Source organism: Streptomyces sp. NBC_00239 (assembly GCF_036194065.1).
Taxonomy (GTDB): Bacteria; Actinomycetota; Actinomycetes; order Streptomycetales; family Streptomycetaceae; genus Streptomyces.
On the sequence record NZ_CP108095.1, the window covers coordinates 7,513,970 to 7,535,035 of the forward strand.

At 72.2% G+C, this 21,066-nt stretch carries 16 protein-coding genes; 9 read left to right on the forward strand and 7 right to left on the reverse strand.

Going from position 1 to position 21,066, the window contains the following annotated elements:
• The first annotated feature begins 5 nt into the window (after nt 1-5).
• The 5 genes from OG764_RS33285 to OG764_RS33305 all read left to right on the forward strand — a co-directional run bounded on the left by OG764_RS33285 (nt 6) and on the right by OG764_RS33305 (nt 5,900).
• Complete coding sequence (locus OG764_RS33285; protein ID WP_443056259.1) at nt 6-221, forward strand: CDGSH iron-sulfur domain-containing protein; 216 nt, start codon at nt 6-8, stop codon at nt 219-221.
• Nucleotides 221-1,261 carry an iron-containing redox enzyme family protein gene (locus OG764_RS33290; protein WP_328972041.1) on the forward strand — a complete coding sequence of 347 codons (1,041 nt, stop codon included), beginning with the start codon at nt 221-223 and terminating at the stop codon, nt 1,259-1,261. The genes OG764_RS33285 and OG764_RS33290 overlap by 1 nt, the downstream gene beginning before the upstream one ends.
• Nucleotides 1,262-1,415: 154 nt before the next feature.
• Nucleotides 1,416-2,087, forward strand: a complete 672-nt coding sequence (locus tag OG764_RS33295) for an HAD family hydrolase (RefSeq protein WP_328972042.1) — start codon at nt 1,416-1,418, stop codon at nt 2,085-2,087.
• A gap of 205 nt (nt 2,088-2,292) precedes the next feature.
• The gene (locus OG764_RS33300; protein ID WP_328972043.1) at nt 2,293-3,399 is read left to right on the forward strand and encodes an NAD-dependent epimerase/dehydratase family protein; all 1,107 of its coding nucleotides are present in this window, start codon (nt 2,293-2,295) and stop codon (nt 3,397-3,399) included.
• A 293-nt stretch (nt 3,400-3,692) separates the two neighbouring features.
• Nucleotides 3,693-5,900: a molybdopterin oxidoreductase family protein gene (locus OG764_RS33305; protein WP_328972044.1), complete on the forward strand. Its 2,208-nt coding sequence runs from the start codon at nt 3,693-3,695 to the stop codon at nt 5,898-5,900.
• On the opposite strand, the gene OG764_RS33310 is transcribed toward OG764_RS33305, so the two are convergent.
• Together OG764_RS33310 and OG764_RS33315 are read right to left on the reverse strand one after the other, a co-directional pair.
• Nucleotides 5,897-7,345 carry a hypothetical protein gene (locus tag OG764_RS33310; RefSeq protein WP_328972045.1) on the reverse strand — a complete coding sequence of 483 codons (1,449 nt, stop codon included), beginning with the start codon at nt 7,343-7,345 and terminating at the stop codon, nt 5,897-5,899. The two genes, OG764_RS33305 and OG764_RS33310, sit on opposite strands and share 4 nt — an antisense overlap.
• A gap of 119 nt (nt 7,346-7,464) precedes the next feature.
• A complete protein-coding gene (locus tag OG764_RS33315) occupies nt 7,465-8,355 on the reverse strand; it encodes an AraC family transcriptional regulator (RefSeq protein ID WP_328972046.1) in 891 nt (296 codons plus the stop codon).
• 229 nt (nt 8,356-8,584) lie between these two features.
• Between OG764_RS33315 and OG764_RS33320 the strand changes: the two genes are divergently transcribed.
• The gene (locus OG764_RS33320) at nt 8,585-10,720 is read left to right on the forward strand and encodes a hypothetical protein (protein ID WP_328972047.1); all 2,136 of its coding nucleotides are present in this window, start codon (nt 8,585-8,587) and stop codon (nt 10,718-10,720) included.
• Between the two features lie 92 nt (nt 10,721-10,812).
• Here the strand turns inward: OG764_RS33320 and OG764_RS33325 are convergent, their stop codons facing one another.
• Genes OG764_RS33325 through OG764_RS33335 form a run of 3 tightly spaced genes read right to left on the reverse strand, consistent with a single transcriptional unit; the run spans nt 10,813 to nt 12,412 of the window.
• Nucleotides 10,813-11,301, reverse strand: coding sequence for a flavin reductase family protein (locus OG764_RS33325; protein ID WP_328972048.1), 489 nt, complete (start codon nt 11,299-11,301; stop codon nt 10,813-10,815).
• Nucleotides 11,302-11,322: 21 nt separating this feature from the next.
• Nucleotides 11,323-11,556 (reverse strand): DUF6479 family protein, encoded by a 234-nt coding sequence (locus OG764_RS33330; RefSeq protein ID WP_328972049.1) that lies wholly within the window; start codon nt 11,554-11,556, stop codon nt 11,323-11,325.
• Between the two features lie 28 nt (nt 11,557-11,584).
• Entirely contained in the window at nt 11,585-12,412 is an 828-nt protein-coding gene (locus OG764_RS33335; RefSeq protein ID WP_328972050.1) for a ribonuclease BN, read from the reverse strand.
• Nucleotides 12,413-12,559: 147 nt separating this feature from the next.
• Here OG764_RS33335 and OG764_RS33340 point away from each other — a divergent pair, with 147 nt between their 5' ends.
• A complete protein-coding gene (locus tag OG764_RS33340) occupies nt 12,560-13,102 on the forward strand; it encodes a hypothetical protein (RefSeq protein ID WP_328972051.1) in 543 nt (180 codons plus the stop codon).
• Nucleotides 13,103-13,104: 2 nt separating this feature from the next.
• Nucleotides 13,105-13,707, forward strand: coding sequence for a hypothetical protein (locus OG764_RS33345; RefSeq protein ID WP_328972052.1), 603 nt, complete (start codon nt 13,105-13,107; stop codon nt 13,705-13,707).
• Nucleotides 13,708-13,823: 116 nt separating this feature from the next.
• Here OG764_RS33345 and OG764_RS33350 read toward each other — a convergent pair whose 3' ends face one another.
• Together OG764_RS33350 and OG764_RS33355 are read right to left on the reverse strand one after the other, a co-directional pair.
• Nucleotides 13,824-14,183, reverse strand: coding sequence for a hypothetical protein (locus tag OG764_RS33350; protein WP_328972053.1), 360 nt, complete (start codon nt 14,181-14,183; stop codon nt 13,824-13,826).
• A 206-nt stretch (nt 14,184-14,389) separates the two neighbouring features.
• Nucleotides 14,390-18,418 carry a polymorphic toxin-type HINT domain-containing protein gene (locus OG764_RS33355; RefSeq protein ID WP_328972054.1) on the reverse strand — a complete coding sequence of 1,343 codons (4,029 nt, stop codon included), beginning with the start codon at nt 18,416-18,418 and terminating at the stop codon, nt 14,390-14,392.
• A 551-nt stretch (nt 18,419-18,969) separates the two neighbouring features.
• Between OG764_RS33355 and OG764_RS33360 the strand changes: the two genes are divergently transcribed.
• Nucleotides 18,970-21,030 (forward strand): S1 family peptidase, encoded by a 2,061-nt coding sequence (locus OG764_RS33360; protein WP_328972055.1) that lies wholly within the window; start codon nt 18,970-18,972, stop codon nt 21,028-21,030.
• Nucleotides 21,031-21,066 lie beyond the last annotated feature (36 nt).

Below are 21,066 nucleotides of genomic sequence, written 5' to 3' on the forward strand. Positions count from 1 at the left end.
CCGGGGTGACGCCCGCCCGCCGGGTGTCCGTGGACCCGCAGGGGCCCGTCCTCATCGAGGGCCCGGTCGAAATCGTCCTGGGCGACGGGACGATCGCCCGCTCCGACCGCTTCGTGGTCGCCGTCTGTACCTGCCGTCGCAGTCGTACGTACCCCTGGTGCGACACCAGCCACCGCCCCCGGGCTCGAACCTCCCCGCCGTCTGAAGACAGGAACCGGTGATGCGTCCTCCCAGCCCGGACCCGGCCGCCGTTGCACCGACCGCCGTTGCAGGCCGGAGCCCCCACCTGGCCGAGGGGCGGGGCGAGTTGTCCCGCGCCGTGACGGACGCCTTGCGGTCCGGCGGCCTGCCGCGGTGCGCTCCCGGGGCCGTGCTGGAGGCCGACGTATGGGGTGAAGACCTCCAGCTCGCCCTCTACCTCCTCTACGAGCTGCACTACCGCGGTTTCGGCGACGTGGACGACGCGCGCGAGTGGGACCCGGACCTGCTGCGGCTGCGCCAGGCGATGGAAGCCCGCTTCCTGGACGCCCTGCGCACAGAGCTGTCCGATGCGCCGCGGACGGTCGAGGACGCCTTCGCCCCGCTCCTCGTCGAACCCGTCGACCTCTCCGGCAGCCTGAGCCACCACCTCGAAACGGAGGGGGAACTCTGGCAGTTGCGGGAGTACGCGGCCCTGCGCTCCCTCTACCACCTCAAGGAGGCCGACCCGCACGCCTGGGTCATCCCGCGGCTCACCGGACGGGCCAAAGCCGCCATGGTCGCCATCGAGTACGACGAGTTCGGCGCCGGCCGCGCCGACCGGATCCACGCGCAGCTCTTCGCCGACCTCATGGCCGACCTCGGCCTCGACCCCTCTTACGGCCGATACCTGGACCACGCGCCCGCGCCCCTGCTCGCGACCGTGAACCTGATGTCCCTCCTCGGGCTCCACCGCGCTCTGCGCGGCGCGCTCGTCGGCCACTTCGCATGCGTCGAGGTCACCTCGTCGCCCGGGTCCAGGCGCCTGGCCAACGCCATGCGACGCTGTGGGGCGGGACGCGCCGCCGAGCACTTCTACGCCGAGCACGTGGAGGCCGACGCGGTCCACGAACAGGTGGTGCGCCACGAGGTCATCGGCGGACTCCTCTCCGAGGAGCCCGCCCTGGAGGCCGACATCGCCTTCGGCTGCGCCTCGACGGTTCTGCTGGAAGACCGGCTCGCCGACCACATCCGCCGCGCGTGGGGCCGGGGAAGCAGTGCTTTGCGCAGACCGCTGCCGTAGGACCGGGGCGCGGCCACGTGCCCCGCCCCGCCCACCGGGTCGGGGATTGAAACGCGGTGGGACGGGCAGGCGCCGCGCAGGTGGCGGGCCGCTGCGCCGCCGGCCCGAGGCCACACCGCTTCCGCGTCCCGGAACCCGTGAGGAAGTCACCGTCATGAACCGCGCTGCTCTCTTCGACGTCGACGGCACCCTGACCGACACCAATCACCTCCACGTCACCGCCTGGTGGGAGGCGCTGCGCCAGGGCGGCCACGCGGTGCCCATGCACGCCATCCACCGGGCGGTCGGCCTGCCGGGCGAAGACCTCCTCGACCACCTCCTCGGAGACGACCGCGACCGCGGCGGCGACGACCGGATGAGCGCCGCCCACGACACCCTGTACGCGACCTACTTCGACCGGCTCCCGGCCCTGGACGCGGCCGCCGACCTGCTGCGTACGCTGGCGCGGGCCGGGTGGAAGGTCCTGCTCGTCACGTCCGCCCAGGACAGGGAGCTGGACGCGCTGCGCCGGGCCGTCGACGCCGACGACGCCATCACCGACACCGCCACGTCCGACGACGTCGAGCGGGGCAAGCCCGCTCCCGACCCGCTGCACCACGCCCTCGGCATGGCCCAGGCGCCACCCGAGCGTGCCGTGTTCGTCGGGGACACCGTGTGGGACATGAAGGCCGCGGTACGGGCCGACGTGGTCGGGGTCGGCCTGCTGTGCGGGGGCATTCCCCGCGGCGACCTGGAGGACGCGGGAGCCGCCGCCGTCTACCGGGATCCGGCAGACCTTCTGGCCCGCCTGGGAGACAGCCCGTTCTCCGAGATCCCGGCCGGCTGACCCGGCCGCGTGAACCCGGCCGCCCGAGCCCGGAGACCTCGATTCCGTGCGGTTTCGCCCCCTCCGGCCCGGCCCGGCGCAGGGACGCCGTGCATGAAGGCCACGATCGCGGGGATCCGCCAGATGTGGCCGGAGCAACCTCGGCCACCGCCGCACCGGCACTGAGGGGAGCCGCACCGGCACTGAGGGGAAAAGGAGACGCGAGATGACACGGCATCCAGCGACCGAGCGGGCACCCCGCGCCGTACGCGTCGTGGTCGTCGGCGCGACCGGCAACGTCGGCACCAGTGTGGTGCAGGCCCTGGCCGACGATCCGGCCGTGGCCTCCGTGGTCGGCCTGGCCCGGCGGGTGCCCGGCTGGCGGCCGCCGAAGACCGAGTGGCAGGCGGTCGACATAGAGCCGGGCGGCGCGGACCTCGTACCGCTCTTCGCCGGTGCGGATGCCGTGGTCCACCTCGCCTGGAAGTTCCAGCCCACCCACCGTCCGGCCGAGACCTGGCGCACCAACGTCCTCGGCAGCATCCGCGTCTTCGACGCCGTGGCAGCCGCACGCGTACCCGCCCTCGTCCACGCCTCCTCGGTCGGCGCCTACTCGCCCGGCCCCAAGGACCGTACGGTCGACGAGTCCTGGCCGACCCACGGTTGGCCGCAGGCCGCGTACACCCGCGAGAAGGCCTATCTCGAACGGGTTCTCGACGCCTACGAACAGGTTCACCCCGGCATCCGCGTGGTCCGGATGCGCCCCGCCTTCCTCTTCAAACGGGAGTCCGCCTCCGAGCAGCGCCGGATCTTCGCCGGACGGCTGCTGCCCGGGCGCCTCGTACGGCCGGGGCTCGTCCCCGCCGTGCCCGACCTGCCGGGACTGCGCTTCCAGGCGCTGCACACCGACGACGCGGCAGCCGCCTACCGGGCGGCCGTCATCCGCCCGGTGCGCGGCCCCTTCAACCTGGCGGCCGACCCGGTGATGGACGCCGCCGTCCTGGCCGGGATCTTCGACGCGCGGCGCCTGCCGATGCCCGCCGGTCCTCTGCGCGCGGCCCTCGCCGCGGCGTGGCGGCTGCGCCTCGTGCCCGCCTCTCCCGACCTCTTCGACGCGGTCCTGCGCCTGCCGCTGATGGACTGCACCCGGGCGCGGGAGGAACTCGGGTGGGAAGCCCGTCGCACGTCCGTGGCGGCCTTCGAGGAGTTCCTGTCCGGACTGCGGGCAGCGGAGGGAATGGACACGGCACCCCTCGCCGCGGGCGGCACCACCGGCCGCGGGAAGCGCGGAGCGGCCCTTCAGACGGCGCCGCTCGGCCCGTCGGCGCACTGACCGCGGAGCGGAAGGGCCGCCGCCCGGGGAGTGGCCGGGCGCGGGCGGGGCAGGCGCCGGGTATGTCGGATCGTTCCAGTGATCGAACTTGGTCCCTTGGTCGGACGCATCCTCGCGGCCGGCCGTCCCGCCCTCCGGGGCGGATCGCCGAGCCCTGGGGGAGACGTACACCGTACGGGGCGGGGGAGCAGTGGCCGGAGCGGGTCGACTCGTTCCTGGCCGGCGGGCTGGCCGCCGCGGAGGTCGACCAGTGGTTCCCCACGGCCTCGAACCTCCACTCGAACGGCGATGCGATGGAGCTGGCCGTCCGGGACGGGCGCCTCGTCGGAGTCCGCGGGGTGGCCGAGGACCGGGTCAACCGCGGCCGCCTCGACGTCAAGGACCTCTACGGCTGGCAGGCCATCGCCTCGCCGGACCGCCTGACCCGGCCGCTGCTCCGCGAGGACGGCGTCCTGCGGGAGGCGGGCTGGGACACCGCGATGGCACGGATCACCGACCGTGCCCGCGCGCTCCTCGACGGTCCCGGCCCCGCCTCGATCGGCTTCTACACCAGCGGCCAGCTCTTCCTGGAGGAGTACTACGCCCTGGCGCTCATCGCCCGCGCCGGCCTGGGCACCAAGCACCTCGACGGGAACACCCGGCTGTGCACGGCCACGGCCGCCGAGGCCCTGAAGGAGTCCTTCGGCTGCGACGGCCAGCCCGGCTCGTACAGCGACATCGACCACGCCGACACCATCGCCCTCTTCGGGCACAACATGGCGGAGACCCAGGGCGTGCTGTGGAGCCGGGTCCTGGACCGCGTCGCCGGGCCCGACCCGCCCGTCCTGCTGTGCGTGGACCCGCGGCCGGGCCCGGTGTCCGAGGCCGCCACGATCCACCTCCAGCCCAGGCCGGGCACCAACCTCGCCCTGATGAACGGCCTCCTGCACGAGGTGATCGCGCAGGGCTGGACCGACCCCGACTACATCGAGGCCCATGTCACCGGCTTCGACCGGCTCGAACGACAGGTCGCCGCGTTCCCCGCCGAGGCCGCCGCCGAGGCCACCGGGATACCGGCCGAGCAGATCCGTTCCGCGGCCCGGCTGCTGGGCCAGGCCGGCCGGCTGCTGTCCACGGTCCTCCAGGGCTTCTACCAGTCCCACCAGGCCACCGCCGCCGCCGTCCAGGTCAACAACCTGCACCTGATCCGCGGCATGCTCGGGAAGCCCGGCTGCGGCGTCCTGCAGATGAACGGACAGCCCACCGCGCAGAACACCCGCGAGTGCGGGGCCGACGGCGACCTCCCGGGCTTCCGCAACTGGGCCAACGCCCGTCACATCGAGGAACTCGCGAAGATCTGGCGCGTCACGCCCGACCGCATCCCGCACGACGGCCCGCCCACCCACCTCATGGAGATGATCCGCCTCGCCGAAGAGGGCTCCCTGCGCATGCTGTGGGTCTCCGGCACCAACCCCGCCGTCTCGCTGCCCGAACTGGAACGCATCCGCGCCGTGCTCGGACAGGACCGGCTCTTCCTCGTGGTCCAGGACCTCTTCCCCACCGAGACGACCGCCCTCGCCGACGTCGTCCTGCCCGCCGCCGGCTGGGGGGAGAAGACCGGCACCTTCACCAACGCCGACCGCACCGTCCACCTCTCCCTCAAAGCGGTCGACCCACCCGGCGAGGCCCGGCCCGACCTCGACGTCTTCCTGGACTTCGCACGCCGGATGGACCTGCGCGACACCGCGGGCCGACCACTCGTCCCCTGGCGCGAACCCGAAGAGGTCTTCGAAGCGTGGAAGGAGTGCAGCCGGGGACGTCCGTGCGACTACAGCGGGCTGACCTACGCCCTCCTGCGCGAGCACGGCGGGATCCAATGGCCGTGCACCGTGGAACACCCCCGGGGCACCGAACGCCTCTACACCCGCGGCGACTTCCGCAGCAGGCCCTCCGACTGCGAGAGCTACGGCCGCGACCTGCTCACCGGCACCCCGCTGGACGAGGCCGCGTACCGGGCGCTGAACCCCGACGGCAAGGCCGTCCTGCGCACCGCCCCGTACGTCCCGCCGCCGGAACAGCCCGACGCCGACTACCCGCTGTGGCTGACCACCGGCCGCACCCTCTTCCACTTCCACACCCGCACCCGTACCGGGCGCGTGCCCGAACTGCAGGCGGCGGCCCCCGACATGTGGATCGAAGTGTCGGAGGCCGACGCCTCCGCCGCCGGTGTCCGGGAGGGCGACCTCGCCGAGGTCTCCACCCGGCGGGGCGCCGTCCGGGCCCGCGCGCGCATCACCGGCATCCGGGAAGGAGTGCTGTTCCTCCCCTTCCACTACGGCTACTGGGACACCGGCACCGCGGACGGCCACCGGCGGGCGGCCAACGAACTCACGCCCACCGACTGGGACCCGGCCTCCAAACAGCCGCTCTTCAAGACCGGCGCCGCGCGCCTGCGCCTGATCGAACACCGCCCCGGCCCGCCGCCTCCCGCCGGCCCGGTGACGCCGCGGGACACGGCCTAAGGGCGGGCCAGGACGTCGGCGAGGCGGTGGGCGTAGACGACCCGGCCGCACGGGGAGCCGGCGTCGGTGCAGGCCGCCTTCGTGGTGTCCATGCGGTGCTCGGTCAGGGACCAGAGGTACTGGGTGCCCCCGCCCTGGACGCCCTGGCCGTGTTCGAGGTACAGGTCCTCGGGGCCGACGGCGTTGGTGATGTTGGCCCCCTGGTCCACCAGGCGGCCGCCGGTGACGGTGGCCCGCCGGAGGCTGCCGCTGTTCTCCTCCCAGCTGCGGTTGAAGTAGTAGACGCCGTTGTAGCGCGCCGCGCCCTGGGTGAGGTCGCGCGGCAGGTAGTACGCGTCGGTGGCGCGGACCGTACCGTTCACGGCCTTGAGCAGCCCGGTGGCGTCGTCGATGGGAAGGGCGCCGACCCGGCCCTTCTCCAGGTGGGCGTCGTCGGAGTTGCAGTACTCGCCCATGACCAGTGCGGGGGCCGCGGTGTCGCTGCGGTCGACCGAGATGTAGGACGCCTTGGGCGCGCCGGTGGCCACGCAGGTCACCGCGGTCGGGGAGTTGCCCTGGGCGGCGACGAACTTGTACGAGGCGACCTGGGGCATGACGTACCGGTAGGTGTGGCTGTAGTAGACGCCGCTCTGCCGGCCGATCTTGGTCGCGTCCCGGACGTTGCTCTTCAGGCCGTCGAGGGTGGTGTCGTCCACCGAGGCGTCCTGGTCCTTGTTGAGGTCCAGGATCGAGCGCATGTCGAAGACCCGCAGGCCGTTCATCGTGTCCGCGACGTAAAGGTAGTACTTGTACCAGGCCAGGCCGCCGGCGTGGATGTCGACCGCCTTGTACGAGGCGTTGCCGTACGAGTTGTAGTACGGCTCGACCAGCAGGACGTGCCGGTAACGGCGCCCTTCGGGGTTGCCCGGCATCTCGGTCTCGGGGTCCAGGAACGACAGCCGTACGCCCTTGTCGAGGCAGGTGTCGGGATCCGTGGCGCACAGCGCGCTGCTCGCCTTGTCGTACCAGGCCGCGACCAGGGGCTTGCGGGTGCCCCAGAGCTCGTCGGCCTGGGCGTCCGAGACACCGGTGAGCCCCTGGGGTATCCATTCCTGGGTGTCGGCGTCGCCCGCGTCCCAGCAGAGCTTCCGCGCCGGGCGGAGCACGGCCCCGTTGTCGCCGGTACCGAACGGGTCCGCGGTGCACGAGGCGCCGGTCTTGGCCGTCCGGTTGCCCTGGTCGAGCAGCTCCTGGACGCCCTGCGTGGGCAGCGCGGCCTTCAGGCCGGCGACCTGGGCGCTCAGGTCCGGGCCCGACTTGAGGTCGAAGGCGGAGGCGGTGGCGGGGTCGCCGGGGGTCGCCGCCCGTGCGGGAGCGGCGAGTACCGGCAGGGCCAGGACGGCCGCGGCGAGGGCGGCGACCCAGCCGGCGTGCCGGACGGAGGGACGGGGGGACGGCGGCGTCATGCTCTGACCTTTGCTCAGGCGGAAGGGGGAATTCCGAGATCATTCCAAGCCGCCCGGCGCAACGTCCAGATCGCTGTCCGGTATCCCATCCATGTCCCTGCAAAGGCGATTTGACCCTTCTATGGGCCTGCGCGGGAGATCGTGCGGTACGCCCCCGGCGGCATGCCCTCCCAGCGGGTGAAGGCGCGGACCAGGGCCGTCGCGCCGCTCAGGCCGACGAGGGGGGCGATCCGGTCCAGCGGCAGGGGCGTGGTCTCCAGCAGTCGCCTCGCCCGGCTGTGGCGGGCGGTGTCGAGGAGTGCCCGCCACGACGTGCCCTCGGCGTGCAGCGCTCTGCGCAGGGTGCGCACGCTGAGGTTGAGTTCCCTGGCGGGGCCCTCGGCGCCCGCCTCCTCCAGCGCGGTGTGCTCCAGCCACTGCCGTACCCGCTCGGCGACGGTCGCGGTGTCGGACAGCCGGTGCATGAGCCGGTCGGCGTAGGCCCGGTGCAGGGCGCCCAGCTCCGGGTCGTACAGGGCGCGTCGCCTGTCGAGGTCCTCGTTGGAGACCAGGATCGCGTTCTCCGGGGCGTCGAAGGTGACGGGACAGCCGAGGATGCGGGCGTACGGTTCCGCCGAGCCCGCACGGGAGTGGGCGAACGACACGGCCAGGGGCGCCCATTCGTCCCCCGCGATCCAGCGGCCCGCCCGCACCATGGTGCTGACGATCACCTCCGCCTGCCGGGGGTGGGTCGCCGCCGGATCGACGGTCGGCCGGTAGGAGATCCGGCTGACGCCGGTGCGGCGGTCCAGGCTCACCGTGCCCGTACGGCTCATCAGCGGGTGGTAGCGCTCGGCGGCTCGCGCGGCGTCCGCGAGGCTGGCGCAGGTGAGGACGAGGTGGCCCAGGATGTGCAGGCCGGAGGGCTGGACGCGGTCGCCCGCGAGGAGCCCGTCGGTGCCCTCCACCGTGGCGTTCAGGACGGCGAGGGCGTGGCACGTGGTCACGGAGGGCGGCTCGATGGTGGACACGGCGGCCAGTCAATGCGGACGCGTCAGCGCCGTCAACACCGCGCCGCCGGACGGGTGTTGATGGCCCGCTCCGGGGCGGGTCCGGAGAGTCAACGCAATGGCCGCCGGAGTGAATGACGGCGTCGCGGGCCGCTCGTAAGGTCGGCCTTCGGACGCCCCAGTGCGACGCCCGGCGCCCATGAGGGAACGCTCTGCGAATCGCCGTGAACGCTTCGTGAAAGGGATGGGGATGAACCGACGAAGAGCCTTGGGACGAAGCCGGCACCTCTTGATCGGCCTGGTCCTCGCGATGGCCGCCCTGGTGCTCGGCCCCGCGGCCGCCGGCGCGTCGGCGGGACCGCAGTGGTGGGAGCCCGCGGCGCGTCCTGCGCCGGACTCGCAGGTCAACGTCACCGGGGAGCCGTTCACCGGGACCGATGCCCAAGGGCGCGTCCGCGGATACGTCGACGGGCACGTCCACTTGATGTCCGACCAGGGCTTCGGGGGGCGGCTGGTCTGCGGGAAGGTCTTCTCGCCCGCAGGTGCGGCAGACGCACTCAAGGACTGCCCCGAGCACTACCCGAACGGTGTCCTCGCCCTCTTCGACATGATCACCAAGGGCGGTGACGGCCGGCACGACCCGACCGGCTGGCCGACGTTCCGCGACTGGCCGGCCCACGACTCCGCCACCCACCAGCAGACGTACTACGCCTGGGTGGAGCGGGCCTGGCGGGGCGGCCAGCGGATCCTGGTGAACGACATGGTCACCAACGGCGTCATCTGCTCGCTGTACTTCTTCAAGGACCGCGGCTGCGACGAGATGACCGCGATCCGGCTCCAGATCCAGAAGACGTACGAACTCCAGGACTACGTCGACGCCATGTACGGCGGCGCCGGCAAGGGCTGGTTCCGGGTCGTCACCGAACCCGCCCAGGCGCGCAAGGTGATCCAGGAGGGCAAGCTCGCCGTCGTCCTCGGGGTGGAGACCTCCGAACCGTTCGGCTGCAAGCAGGTGCTCGACGGCGCCCGTTGCACGATGGCCGACATCGACCGCGGCCTGGACGAACTGCACCGGCTGGGCGTACGGAGCATGTTCCTGTGCCACAAGTTCGACAACGCCCTGTGCGGCGTCCGCTTCGACTCCGGCACCCAGGGCATGGCCATCAACGTCGGCCAGTTCCTGTCGACGGGCACCTTCTGGAGCACGGAGCCGTGCCCCGGCCCCGAGCACGACAACCCGATCGGCTTCGGCCTCGCCGCCGGACCGGCCGGGGGCGGGGCGGAGGCGGTGGAAGCGTCAGGCGCGGCGCCGGCGTCAGAGGCGTCAGACGAGGCGGAGGCGGAGGCGGTGGCCCGGATCCGGGGCGCGCTGCCGGACGGCGTCGAACTGCCGCGGTACGACGCCTCCTTGCAGGCGGCGCAGTGCAACCGCCGCGGCCTGACCGCCCTGGGCGAGTACGCGGTGCTCGGCATGATGAAGCGCAGCATGATGCTGGAGATCGACCACATGAGCGTCAAGGCGGCCAGCCAGGCGCTGCGCGTGTTTGAAGCCGAGCGGTACTCCGGCGTGCTGTCCACCCACGGCTGGATGGACGACAACTGGACCGAACGCGTCTACCGCCTGGGCGGCTTCATCACCGGCCACATGTACGAGGCCCCCGCGTTCGCCGCCGAGGCGCGCAGGCACGCCGCCCTGCGCGCCAAGTACGGCGCCGGGTACGGGATCGGCACCGACATGAACGGCTTCGCCTGGCTCCCCGGCCCCCGGGCCGCGGCCGGAAACCCCGTCCGCTACCCCTTCCGCAGCCCCGACGGCGGCTCGCTCCTCGACCGGCAGGTCACCGGCTCGCGCGTGTGGGACGTCAACACCGACGGCGGCGGCACCCACTACGGCCTCCTGCCCGACTGGATCGAGGACATCCGCGTCACCGGCGGCCAGGACGTGGTGGACGAGCTCATGCAGGGCGCCGACGGCTACCTGCGCACCTGGGAGCGGGCCCACGGCCACACCACCCCGTACACGCCGCTGGTCCGCGGCTACCGCCCGCACGCCGGGCACCTGGCCTCCTCGCGTTCCCTGCCCGCCGGTTTCACCCACGAGGGGGTCTGGAAGGTGTTGCGGGACCCCGCGCCCGGCACGGTCCGGCTCTACGAGTGCAAGGTGGCGAACCACTCGCTGCTGACCACCGACCCGGGGTGCGAGGGCCAACAGCCCCTCGGCGCGGTCGGATACGTGTACACCAGGGCGGTACCGGGCTCGGTGCCCCTCCACCGGTGCCACATCCCCTCACCGTTCGACCACTTCGTCTCCAACGACCCCGGCTGCGAAGGTCCTTACGTGAAGGAGGGCCTGCTCGGCCACGTCATGCCGGCCGCCGCGAGGTAGGTCCCGGCCGCCCACACGACGGTGTGCCCCCGGCGCGTGCGGCCCGGGGGCACGGGCCGGTTCAAGCCGGGTGCATCGCCGATCAGGCCGGATCAGGCCGGGTGGCCCGGCGAGAGGTCCTGGACCTGGCTGAACAGGAGCAGAGCGGGCCCGGCGGCTCCCGGCGGGCTCTGGTCGGTGGGGGAGAGCAGGAAGCCGACGTGGTCCCCGCCGTCGACGCGGGCTTCGATCCGGCCCAGGAACCACGCGTACGCGTCCTCCAGGACCGGTGCGGTCCCGTGCACCGGCGGCCGCCAGGCGATGTCCGCGAACTTGTCGGTGTCGTCGCCGGTCCGGCTGCCGAAGAGGGCCGCCGTCTGCTTCTGGTCGGCCCGCAGCGCGTGCACGGCCAGGTCAGAGGCGCGCAGGGCGACGCGGTACGTGCGGTTGGCCTTGGAGAGCCACACCATGAAGCGCGGCGGCTCGATGGAGCACTGGGAGGCGAAGCCCACCAGGCAGCCCGCCCGCTCGCCCCCGGCCATCGCCGTCACGACGTACACCGGATAGTCGAGCACGTCGGTGAACGCGTCCAGGTCAGCCATGATCAGGCTCCTCGTCTCGGGTCACGACCCGGGGCGCCGCCGGTCGGGGTCGTCCTCGGGGGACTGCCAGGACTCCTCGCGGGCCCGGGCCCGAGGGGGCTGTTCGGCAGGCCGCACCCCGGGGTCGGCGCGCCGCGCGAGGCGTCGGGATCCGTACCAGAACGACCCGATCAGCAGTGCGGCCACGAGCACGCCGACGATGATCAGGAACAGCGATGAGGTACCGGTGATGGCGAGGTTCTCTGAAGCGATCATGTGCTGCGCCTACCCGATATCGGAGCGCTCACCGGTCCGGGGGGTGGAAGATCCGGCCGCGCCGCAGGGCGTCGTGGAGCAGCCGGCCCACCAGCGCGCCCCCGAACACGACGACGCCGACGGCGACGAGCCAGGTCTGGACGACGAGGACGGTTCCGAACGGGCCGTAGGTGACGGCATTGGACGCGATCAGGGGCGAGAAGACGAGCCGGGAGAAGACCCGCAGCCCGAACAGCCCGGTCATGGTGGCCACCGCCCCCGGGAGGAGGGCGCTCCAGGAGACCCGGCCGCCGAGCAGCAGCCGCTGGGACCACCAGAAGAAGAGGGTTCCGATCACCAACGTGACGAAGCCGCGGGCCGGGGACGCGCGCCACGGCGGGGTGATCGCCGAGAGGTAGAGGGCACCGACCAGCACGCCCAGCCACAGCACGTGACGCCATCGGGCCCACCACCGGGCCGGAGGCAGGTCCCAGACCTTCTCGTAGCCGCTCTGCACCACGGTGCCGAAGGACAGCCCGAAGACGGCGAGCAGGGCGAGACCGAAGGCCGTCGTGGTCCGCCACGCCTGGCCGGGCAGGGCGAAGAGCTGTGCGATCTCCGCCCGGGCGGCCGCCGACACGCCGAGCCCGTCGCCCAGCCACTGCGCGAACCCCTGCCCGCTGCGGGTGTCCGCCGCGGACACGACGATCAGCAGCGGTACGAGGGTCAGGAAGCCGAGCGCGGCGAACCCCAGGGAGCGCGGCCACAGCTCCAGGTCCCGCACGGACGCCCACCGGCTTCCGGCCCGCGCACGCCGGATCGCACTGCGTAGCCGCAGGAAGGGGGACCGCAGGAGTTGGAGCGGGGTGTCGCGCATGGCTTCTCCGGCTGTTGCCCACCACCGTAGGACTCCCGGGTCCGGGAATCCACCGCCGCGAACCCACCCGGTTTGACGAACGGCAGGGTGGGCAGCCGCCTGAAGACACACGAAACGTACGCAGAGGCCCCAGGACGGAGGCCGCACATGTCAACGAGCACGCTGATCGCCGTCATCGTCGTTGCCGTCATCGTGGTGATCGCGCTCACCGTGGTGCTGGGCATGCTGGCGCGACGACGACACCTGCGCGACCGGTTCGGACCGGAGTACGAGCGCGCGGTCGAGGAAGAGGGCGGCAGGATGGCCGCCGAGCGCGACCTGCGGGCCCGCGAGCAGCGCCACGACGAGCTAGACCTCAGGGAACTCCCGCCCGAGCGCCGACGGCAGTACACGGAGGAGTGGAGCGGGGTCCAGGAGCGGTTCGTGGACCGGCCCGAACACTCTGTGTCCGAGGCCGACTCGCTGGTGTCGCGGTTGATGGAGGAGCGCGGATATCCCACCGGGGAGTACGACGGCGCGGTGCGTGACCTCTCGGTGGAGCACGGGCGCACGCTCCAGCACTACCGGGCGGCCCACGACGTGAAGGAACGCAGCGGAAACGGGCAGGCGACGACGGAAGAGCTCCGCGGGGCGATGGTTCACTACCGGGCCCTGTTCGAGGAACTCCTCACCGACGAGAGGAGCGGGTGACCATGCAGATCCACGGTGACGACGAGGCGCGGGCCACCGGGCCCGACGGCCGTCTGACGACGGAGGACCTCGCACATTCGGGTGCCGCGGACGAACCCGGGTCATCGGGCCGGGCACCGGCCTATCCGGGTGAGGCGACCTCCGGTCCCGATGCGCCCGCCGGCCCGGACGACGGGACCCGTGCGGAACGGGACGCGGAGACCCGCGACGCGGACGAGGAGACCGAGGGCACGCAGGCCGCGGGCACGGAGTACGCGGGCACGGGGACCGAGGGCACGGAGTACGAACGCACGGGGACGGATCAGGCGGCCGTGGCGCCCGCAGGTGAGGACGAGGACGAGACGCTTCTCGGCGCCCGCGAGGCGGAGGAGTACCGCAGGGCGTGGACCGAGATCCAGGGCCGGTTCGTCGACGACCCGCAGGAAGCGGTCCGGTCGGCGGACACGCTGGTGGCCGAGGTCATGCAGACCCTGGCAGGCACGTTCTCCGAGCACAAGCAGGGGCTGGAAGGCCAGTGGGACCGGGGCGAGCAGGTGGCGACCGAGGACCTGCGGCTGGCCCTCCAGCACTACCGGTCGTTCTTCAACCGGCTGCTCAGGACGTAGGTCGAACCCCGTAAGGCCGCCCGCACCGCGCACGCGCGCATGCCCGCCGAAGACGTCTTCGGCGGGCATGCGCGCGTGGTGCTGTTCAGTTCGCGACCGCGCGGGAAGCGCTGCCGTCAGTCCCGGTCGAGCCAGGCCGTGAGGTTCTCGCGCTCCGGCTCGGACAAGTCGCCCTGCTCGATCACGTACCGGGCGTACCGGCGGACGACCGGGGCCCGGTGCGGGGCGGGCAGGGCCAGCACCGACATGTACTCCTCGTAGGTCGTGCCGAGGATGACGACACTGCCCGACAGGGACATGGTGAGCAGCCCGCCGGTCCAGGGACCCCGGATGGCGTTCGGGACGCGTCCGGCGATGTTCCAGTCATCGCCGAGCCGGACCCGGGCCCAGACCGAGTCCGATGCGTCGTCGGCCCGCACGCAGAGAAGGAATTCCCTGTCCTTCCCGAACAATCCGAACCGCGTTGCCAGGCGCATCCATGCATCGTTGACTTCCCGGAACTGGGCGGGACCGTCGTAGTGGACGACTTCATCCACCCGGCCGTCCTCCGGCCCGCACGAGGTCGCCAGGCCGGCGACTTCCGGAGGGCAGGTCCTCACCGTTTCCTCGATTCCCACGAGGGAAATGCCAGAGGATGCGAGGGCGGCCGACAAGGCATGCGCGTCCATGGGTTCCTTGATTCTCAGAGGCATCCGGGTTCGAACTTCTGGAGGCTCCCGTAGTTGTGGAGTCCGTACTTGTCAGGCGGGACCCACGCCCACTTGTCCGGTTGGCCGGGCTTGGAGCGGACGATGAGGCGGTACCCGTCGTCACCTGGCCTGACGTCGTAGATCCTCGTGGTCACCCACTCACTCTGAGGAAGCTTCTTCCGGTCTTCCTCGGAAGTCGTCCCCCAGAATTTCTTCGCGTCCCCGTTGAGCTCATTTCCGTTGTAGAAATCGAGGGTGCCATCCTTCTTCAAGCGCTGGGGGCGGATGCCCGCCAACACCTCCCGGGCCGCCTTCTTGACATAGTTCGGCATGTCGCGGGGCTTGCTGGCGTTGTGCACCAGCACCGGGACGGATCCGGCCAGGACATTGTACGTGTGGAGGGAATTGACCGTGAGGTTGTAGGCCCCCTGGAGGGTCTTCCAGTGGCGCACTCCGGCGATGCGGGCCGTGGTGTCATCCGAAATGCGGAGCTGCTCGCCGGCCTTGAGCGCGGCGGCATCGGTCCACGTACGGGTCGTCTCCGACCAGAAGGGGTGGTTGCCGGTGGCGGTGACGGTGCCGCCGCCGTCCGCGCCGTCGAGGGTGATGGTGGTGAAGTCCCGGTCGTCCGGCGTGTAGATGGTGGCGTCGACCCGGTGCGGTCCGGCGATGTCGGTGACGGGGTCGGCCGCGTGGACCATGTCGCCGACGCGGACCTGCTCGATGGGCTTGGCCGACCCGTCACCCATCAGCACGCGCGTGCCGGCCGGGAAGCTGTTCCCGCCGACCTTGCAGCCGACCTTCTTCCACACCTTGCCGAGCTCTTCGTACGCTTCCTTGGCCTTGGGGCCGAACTTGTCCGCGTACTTCGCCCACTTCGCCGGGGTCGCGCCCCAGCCGGCGAACGGGATCATCGAGGCGCAGGAGAGCGCGGCGTCCTCGAAGAACCCGTCGCGGCCCGTGTCCCAGAAGTGGTCGATGGCTCCTTCGAGCGCGTACATGGCGCAGTTGGCCCCGTCCGCGAGTTCGAAACCGGGGATCGTTCCGATGACGTCGATCGCGGCGTGCCGGGAGTCGATGTAGAACCACATGTCTTCGACCGACCGGATGCCCTGGATGGCGTAGATGGTCCTCAGCCACGAGGGGAGGCGGTCGAACGGGTCGTCGACGGTGTCGTTCGCGCTGAAGCGGAGCGCTTCCTGGACGGACTGGAGGAACTCGTCGACCCGGTAGCGGTCGAGGGTGGTGCGGTACTTGCCCACGGCGGCTTCGGCGCTCATGCCGGCGTCGAGAGCCGCGGTCTTGGCGACTTCGGCCGCCTTGTAGGCGCTTTCCGCGTATCCGATGGCGGCGATGTAGCTCGCGTGGGCGGATGCGGCGGAGTCGTCGGCCTTGCGCGCGCTGTAGGCGGCCTCGTTCTCGGCCTTGCGTGCGGTGGCGGCGGATGCGACGGCCGCGTTGGCGGATTTGTCGGCGTTGTCGGCCGACTGCCTGGCCTGGGCCGCGTACCCGGCGGCCTGGTTGGCGTAGCCGGCCGCGGTCAGGGCGTGGGCGTCGGCCTGGTCGGCGTAGCCCTGGGCGTCGGCCGCGGCCTCGGCGGCCTCGTAGGCGTCCTGGTAGGCCTGCGCGACGATGCCGCTGGACTTGGCGAGGACCGCCTTGACTTCGGCCACGTGCGTGGCGGTCAGCTGGTCCCGGCGCTTGGCGCGGTACTGGCCGGACTCGATGAAGGTCGTCAGGTGCGTGTCGGGGCTGGCCAGCGCGGCTTCGGCAGCCGCCTTCACCTCGGGGCCGCCGCCGTCGGACAGGCGGGTCGCCTCGACGCGGTAGTCCTCGATGCGCGCCTGGTGCTGCTTGGTGGTCAGGAAGTCGCTGAGGGCCCGGGGGTCGGGATCGGCGAGCGCCGCCTTGACGGCTTCCCTGATGCCGTCGCCGTCGGCGGGCCCGCCGACGGCCGCGTCGCCGATGCGGGTGACCTCGATGCGCTGGTCGGGGGCGGCGGCCTTGTACTGGCCGAGGGTGAGGAAGTCGTGGACCTGACCGGCGGTGCCCTTGAGGGCGGTCGCCGCCGCGGCGCGGACGTCTTCGTAGGGCGATTCCAGGGAGAGCCGGTTGACGTCCTCGCGCTCGTCCTGCTCCCGGGCCTTCTTCCAACCGGTCCGGGCGTACTCCACGACGATGCTGTCGTCGCCGGTGAGAGCGGCCTCGGCCGCCGTGAGGCCCCACGAGCCACGGGACTGCAGGGCGGTCAGGGCCATCTTGCGGCCGGTCACCGCGATCTGCTTCGCGTCGGCGCCCGGCTGGGCGGCCTGCTGGGCGAGCGCGGTGAAGTCGGCGTCGAGCTTGACCGCCTCCTTCTCCAGCCGGAGCACCTCGGTCTTGAGGAGGCCGGCGGCCTCCTTCGCGTCCCGGGCCTGGTTGACGGCGGAGATGGTCCGCGCGGCGACTTCCTCGGCCTCGGTCTTGCGCGCCGCGTCGTGGACGGACTCGGCCTTCTTGAGCAGGTCCGCGGCGAGGTCGGCGGAGGCGAGGGCCTGCTCGGCGTTGACCTTGGCCGCGTTGGCGGCGGCCTGGGCGTCGCCGGCGTGCTCGGCTGCCCGGCGGGCGGCCTCGGCCGCGTTGCGGGCGTGCCGGGCGGCGGAGCGGGCGGCGTCGCGCGCCTGACGGGCGGCGAGCACCGCGTCGGCGGCGTGCCCCTGGGCGGCGGCGGAAGCACGCTTGGCCTCCGCGGCGTGACGGCGGGCGGACGCGGCGGCGGCCTGGGCCTCTTCGTCGCTCAGGCCGGACTCCTTGGCCCACTCCCCGGAGTCCACCGCGTGATCGGCGCTGGCGAACATGTCCTCGGTGGCCTTCTTCGCGGCCAGCATGGCCTCGTCGGCCTGCTCCAGGGTCCTGGCCGTCGCATCGGCGAGGTCGGCGATCTGCTCCGCCTTCGCGGCGGCGTCGTCGGCGTCCCTCGCGACCTTCGCGTTGGCCTTGCCGTGCGCGGCCACGTCCCATGCCGCGGTCGCGGCCCGGGAGGCGAACAGGGCCGCGTTGGAGGCGTTGTGGGCGGCGATCGCGGCGGCCTGGGCGGCGGCGTTCGCGGCGCGGGCCGCGGCGATGGCCGTCTGGGCCGCGGCGGCGGCGCGCCGGGCGGACGCGGCGGCCCGCCGGGCGGCGTCCGCGGCCTTGATGGCGTCGCCCTTGGCGAGTTCGGTCTCCTGCGCGGCCTTCGCGGTCTCCAGCTTGGCCAGGTGAGCGGCGTTCTTGGCCTTCTCGGCCTCCGCCACGGCGCTCTGCTTGGCCTTCTCGGCCGCGGCGCCGGCGTCCCCGGTCTGCTTGGCCAGGTCGGCGATCGTCGCGTGTTCCTGGTCCTGGGCGCGCGCGATGTGCTGGCCGAAGGTGAGGAAGTCGCGCACCTCCTCGATGCCGGACTTCAGGGCGTTGGCCGCGGCGCGCTTGGTGGCGGGACCGCCGGCGGACTCGATCTGCGTGACGCGGACGCGGGCGTCGTCGTCGCGCTGCTTGTACTGGCCCTCCTGGAGGAAGGCCCGGATGTCGTCGATCGAGCCGCGCATCGCGACGTTGCCGGCCTCGTGGACGCCGGGGCCGCCGGCGTCGATGGCCTGGGTCGCCAGGACGCGCTGGTCGTCGGCGAGCGGCTGCTTCCAGCCGTCCTTCATGAACGCGGCCACGTCCTGCGACGTGCCGGCCAGGGCCTTCGCCGCGGCCTCGCTCAGACCGGGGCCCGCGTCGGTGACGAGCTTGAGCGCGGCCTCGCGCAGGTCGAGGTCCTCGGCGACCTTCTGGCCGCTCTCGAGGTACGCGCGGACCTGCGCGTCGCTGCCGGCCAAGGCGGCCCCGGCGGAGGACTTGACGGCCGCGCCGCCCGCCTTCCAGTGCTGGAGGACCTGCTCGCGCTCGGTCAGGGTCGGCAGGGCCGGGCCCTCGGCGGCGGCGGGGGCCGCGGAGACGAGGCCGGCGACCAGGGCGATGGGCAGCAGGCCGCGGCCGAGCACGCTCGGGCCGGCCAACGCCATCCTCCCCCAACTCCTCGCCGGGCGCTCTGTTTTGTGGCGCACGAAATCTTCCCCTCAAGTCTGTGAACGTCGTGGGCCACGCGGGCACACGGACGGCCCGGAGCCGCGCGCGGCGGCTGACAGGTGACGTCGGTGCCCGTGCGTGGCACCACGGAGGCCTGCGGGCCGCTCGATGACGCTCCCCAAGCGGAGCGGCGGCAGGCAAGGATCCGGATACTCCGGCTCCCCGGCGCCCGGTGATGCACCAGCAGCACCGAGCGAGGCCCAAGGGTCGCACACCGCCGGAGCGTTGTCGCCCTCGGCTCCGCCCCGGGACCGCGAGCATGCGGAATTAAATCTTCCAATTGGCCTGAGTCGGCTTGAGATTCACTTCACTGAAAATCCTGGCTATGCTGCGGCGCGGCTCCCCAGGCCGGTTTCTGCCAGTCCGCAACGGAGCGGACTGCAACTTGTCGTCACCCGGAAGCGCCGGGTTCCTCTCGCCTGCACGGACACGTAGCCGAGACTGGTTTCAGGAAAGTGAAGTCATCGCCTTGCATACTCGTAGATGGTTGGCTGCTGCCACCGCAACCACCGCCGTCGTACTGGGGGTTCCGACGCAGACCGCGTCGGCGGCCGAGGAAGTGCCGGTGAACGCCGCCTCCCCCTTCGCCTTCGAGGACGGGGCCTACCCCAACAGGGACGGCATCCTGAGCGCCACCGGCGCCGACCTGATCGCGGGTGACGGCGGCATCGAGTTCACCAGCTGCGACGGCCCGTACCAGATCATGGTGTGGGCGCGGAACCTGAAGACGAACGACTCCACGATCTGCTTCAAGGCCGACAACACCGGCTACCTGGCCGTCAACATCCCGCGCGCCTACCGCATCGAGACCTTCGACCGGGACGTCCGGGCAGCCATCTCGATCAACAGCACCACGCAGACCGTGGACGTCCCCGAGGACACCGTCAAGGCGATCGGCGAGGGCACGGCCACGGACCCCAAGCAGGCCGTCCTGCTGGAGATGCGGATCACCGGCTCCTCCGGTCCCCGCATGGCCGGCCAGCCCATCAACGACGCGGACCTCAAGTTCAACGCGAAGCTGGAGATCGGCGAGGGCAAGCGCTCCTGCTCCGGCGCGCTCGTGGACCCGTACTGGGTGATCACCGCCAAGAGCTGCTTCGCCGACGACCCCGCCCAGAGCAACACCGTCGCGGCCGGCGTTCCGAAGGACAAGACCAAGGTCTCGGTCGGCAAGGCCTGGATGATGTCGGGCACCGGCTTCACCAGCGACGCCACCGAACTGGTCCCGCACCCGGACCGCGACCTGGTCATGGTCCGCCTCGCGAACCCGGCCACCGGCATCGCGCCCGTCGACGTGTCCTCGGCCGCCCCCACCACCGGTGAGGAACTCGACGTCGTCGGGTACGGCCGCACCCGGACCGGCTGGGGCCCGGTCGGCCGCCACGGCGCCGCTTTCAGCGTGGGCACCACCGCCGCCACCGGCTTCGACCTCGCCGCCAAGACCCCCGCCGACGCCACCGTCTGCCGGGGCGACGCGGGCGCGTCGACGCTGCGCACGGTGAACGGCAAGCGGGCGCTCGTCGGTCTGGTCAGCCGCGCCTGGCAGGGCGGCTGCCTCGGAACCTCCGCGTCCGAGCTGCGCACCGGCGCGTACAGCACCCGCGTCGACGACCAGCGCGACTGGGTCCAGCGCGTCCGCGCCCTGTCCCCGGGCTGGCGCACCCAGGCCCTGATCCAGTCGGGCAGCAGCCTCTACCAGGGCATCCGCCTGGCCGACGGTTCCTGGACCGGATTCAACGACGTCCAGGTCGCGGGCCAGGCCGGCACCATCGGCGCCATCCGCAGCTCGGCGGTCGTCGGCATGAACGGCGACAGCCACGTCCTCGCCGTCACCAACGCCGGCGGTCTCTTCCACACCATCCGCAAGCAGGACGGCACCTGGGCCGGCTTCGGTGACGTCTTCGGCGCGGCCAACGCGCTCGGCAACCTCACCAGCGTCACCGCCTCGAACATCGGCTACGACCTGCACGTCGTCGCGGTCGCCGACGGCAAGGCGTTCCACACCATCCGCACCGCCACCCACTGGACGCCCTTCAAGGACATCACGTCCGGCAAGGTCGCCAACGTGACGGCCGCGGCCACCGCCGTCGTCCGCGGCGAGCTGCAGGTCACCACCGTCAGCGGCGGCAAGGCCTACCACACCATCCGCCAGGGCAACGGCAACTGGCTCGCCTGGGGCGACGTCGCCGGCGCCGCCGGTCCGACCGGCCCGATCACCTCGATCAGCACGGTCGGCTCCGGGGACGACACCCACGTGGTCGTCGCCACCGACAACGGCACCCGCCAGTACCACGCCGTACGCAACTTCAACGGCATCTGGACCCGAATGACCGAGCTGAAGGGCATCCTCGGCACGGTGACCGCCAAGTCCGTCGCCACCGCCAACGTCGAGGGCGAGGTCGTGGTGGCCGTCACCACCGCCGACGGCAAGCTCCTCCACACCGTCCGGCACGCCGACGGCACCTGGGCCACCACCGGCAACGTCACGCTCCAGGGCCTGCCCGCCGCCCCCGGTGCCCTCGCCATCACCGGCACCTGGAACGGCTGACCGACACCCGCAACACAAAGGCTTGACCCCGACGCA

What these genes read in the sequence shown, in the direction of transcription:
- OG764_RS33290 (WP_328972041.1), top strand. Translation starts at nt 221, where the DNA reads ATGCGTCCTCCCAGCCCGGACCCGGCCGCCGTTGCACCGACCGCCGTT.
- OG764_RS33295 (WP_328972042.1), top strand. Translation starts at nt 1,416, where the DNA reads ATGAACCGCGCTGCTCTCTTCGACGTCGACGGCACCCTGACCGACACC.
- OG764_RS33300 (WP_328972043.1), top strand. Translation starts at nt 2,293, where the DNA reads ATGACACGGCATCCAGCGACCGAGCGGGCACCCCGCGCCGTACGCGTC.
- OG764_RS33305 (WP_328972044.1), top strand. Translation starts at nt 3,693, where the DNA reads ATGGAGCTGGCCGTCCGGGACGGGCGCCTCGTCGGAGTCCGCGGGGTG.
- OG764_RS33310 (WP_328972045.1), bottom strand. Translation starts at nt 7,345, where the DNA reads ATGACGCCGCCGTCCCCCCGTCCCTCCGTCCGGCACGCCGGCTGGGTC.
- OG764_RS33320 (WP_328972047.1), top strand. Translation starts at nt 8,585, where the DNA reads ATGAACCGACGAAGAGCCTTGGGACGAAGCCGGCACCTCTTGATCGGC.
- OG764_RS33325 (WP_328972048.1), bottom strand. Translation starts at nt 11,301, where the DNA reads ATGGCTGACCTGGACGCGTTCACCGACGTGCTCGACTATCCGGTGTAC.
- OG764_RS33330 (WP_328972049.1), bottom strand. Translation starts at nt 11,556, where the DNA reads ATGATCGCTTCAGAGAACCTCGCCATCACCGGTACCTCATCGCTGTTC.
- OG764_RS33335 (WP_328972050.1), bottom strand. Translation starts at nt 12,412, where the DNA reads ATGCGCGACACCCCGCTCCAACTCCTGCGGTCCCCCTTCCTGCGGCTA.
- OG764_RS33340 (WP_328972051.1), top strand. Translation starts at nt 12,560, where the DNA reads ATGTCAACGAGCACGCTGATCGCCGTCATCGTCGTTGCCGTCATCGTG.
- OG764_RS33345 (WP_328972052.1), top strand. Translation starts at nt 13,105, where the DNA reads ATGCAGATCCACGGTGACGACGAGGCGCGGGCCACCGGGCCCGACGGC.
- OG764_RS33350 (WP_328972053.1), bottom strand. Translation starts at nt 14,183, where the DNA reads ATGCGCCTGGCAACGCGGTTCGGATTGTTCGGGAAGGACAGGGAATTC.
- OG764_RS33355 (WP_328972054.1), bottom strand. Translation starts at nt 18,418, where the DNA reads ATGGCGTTGGCCGGCCCGAGCGTGCTCGGCCGCGGCCTGCTGCCCATC.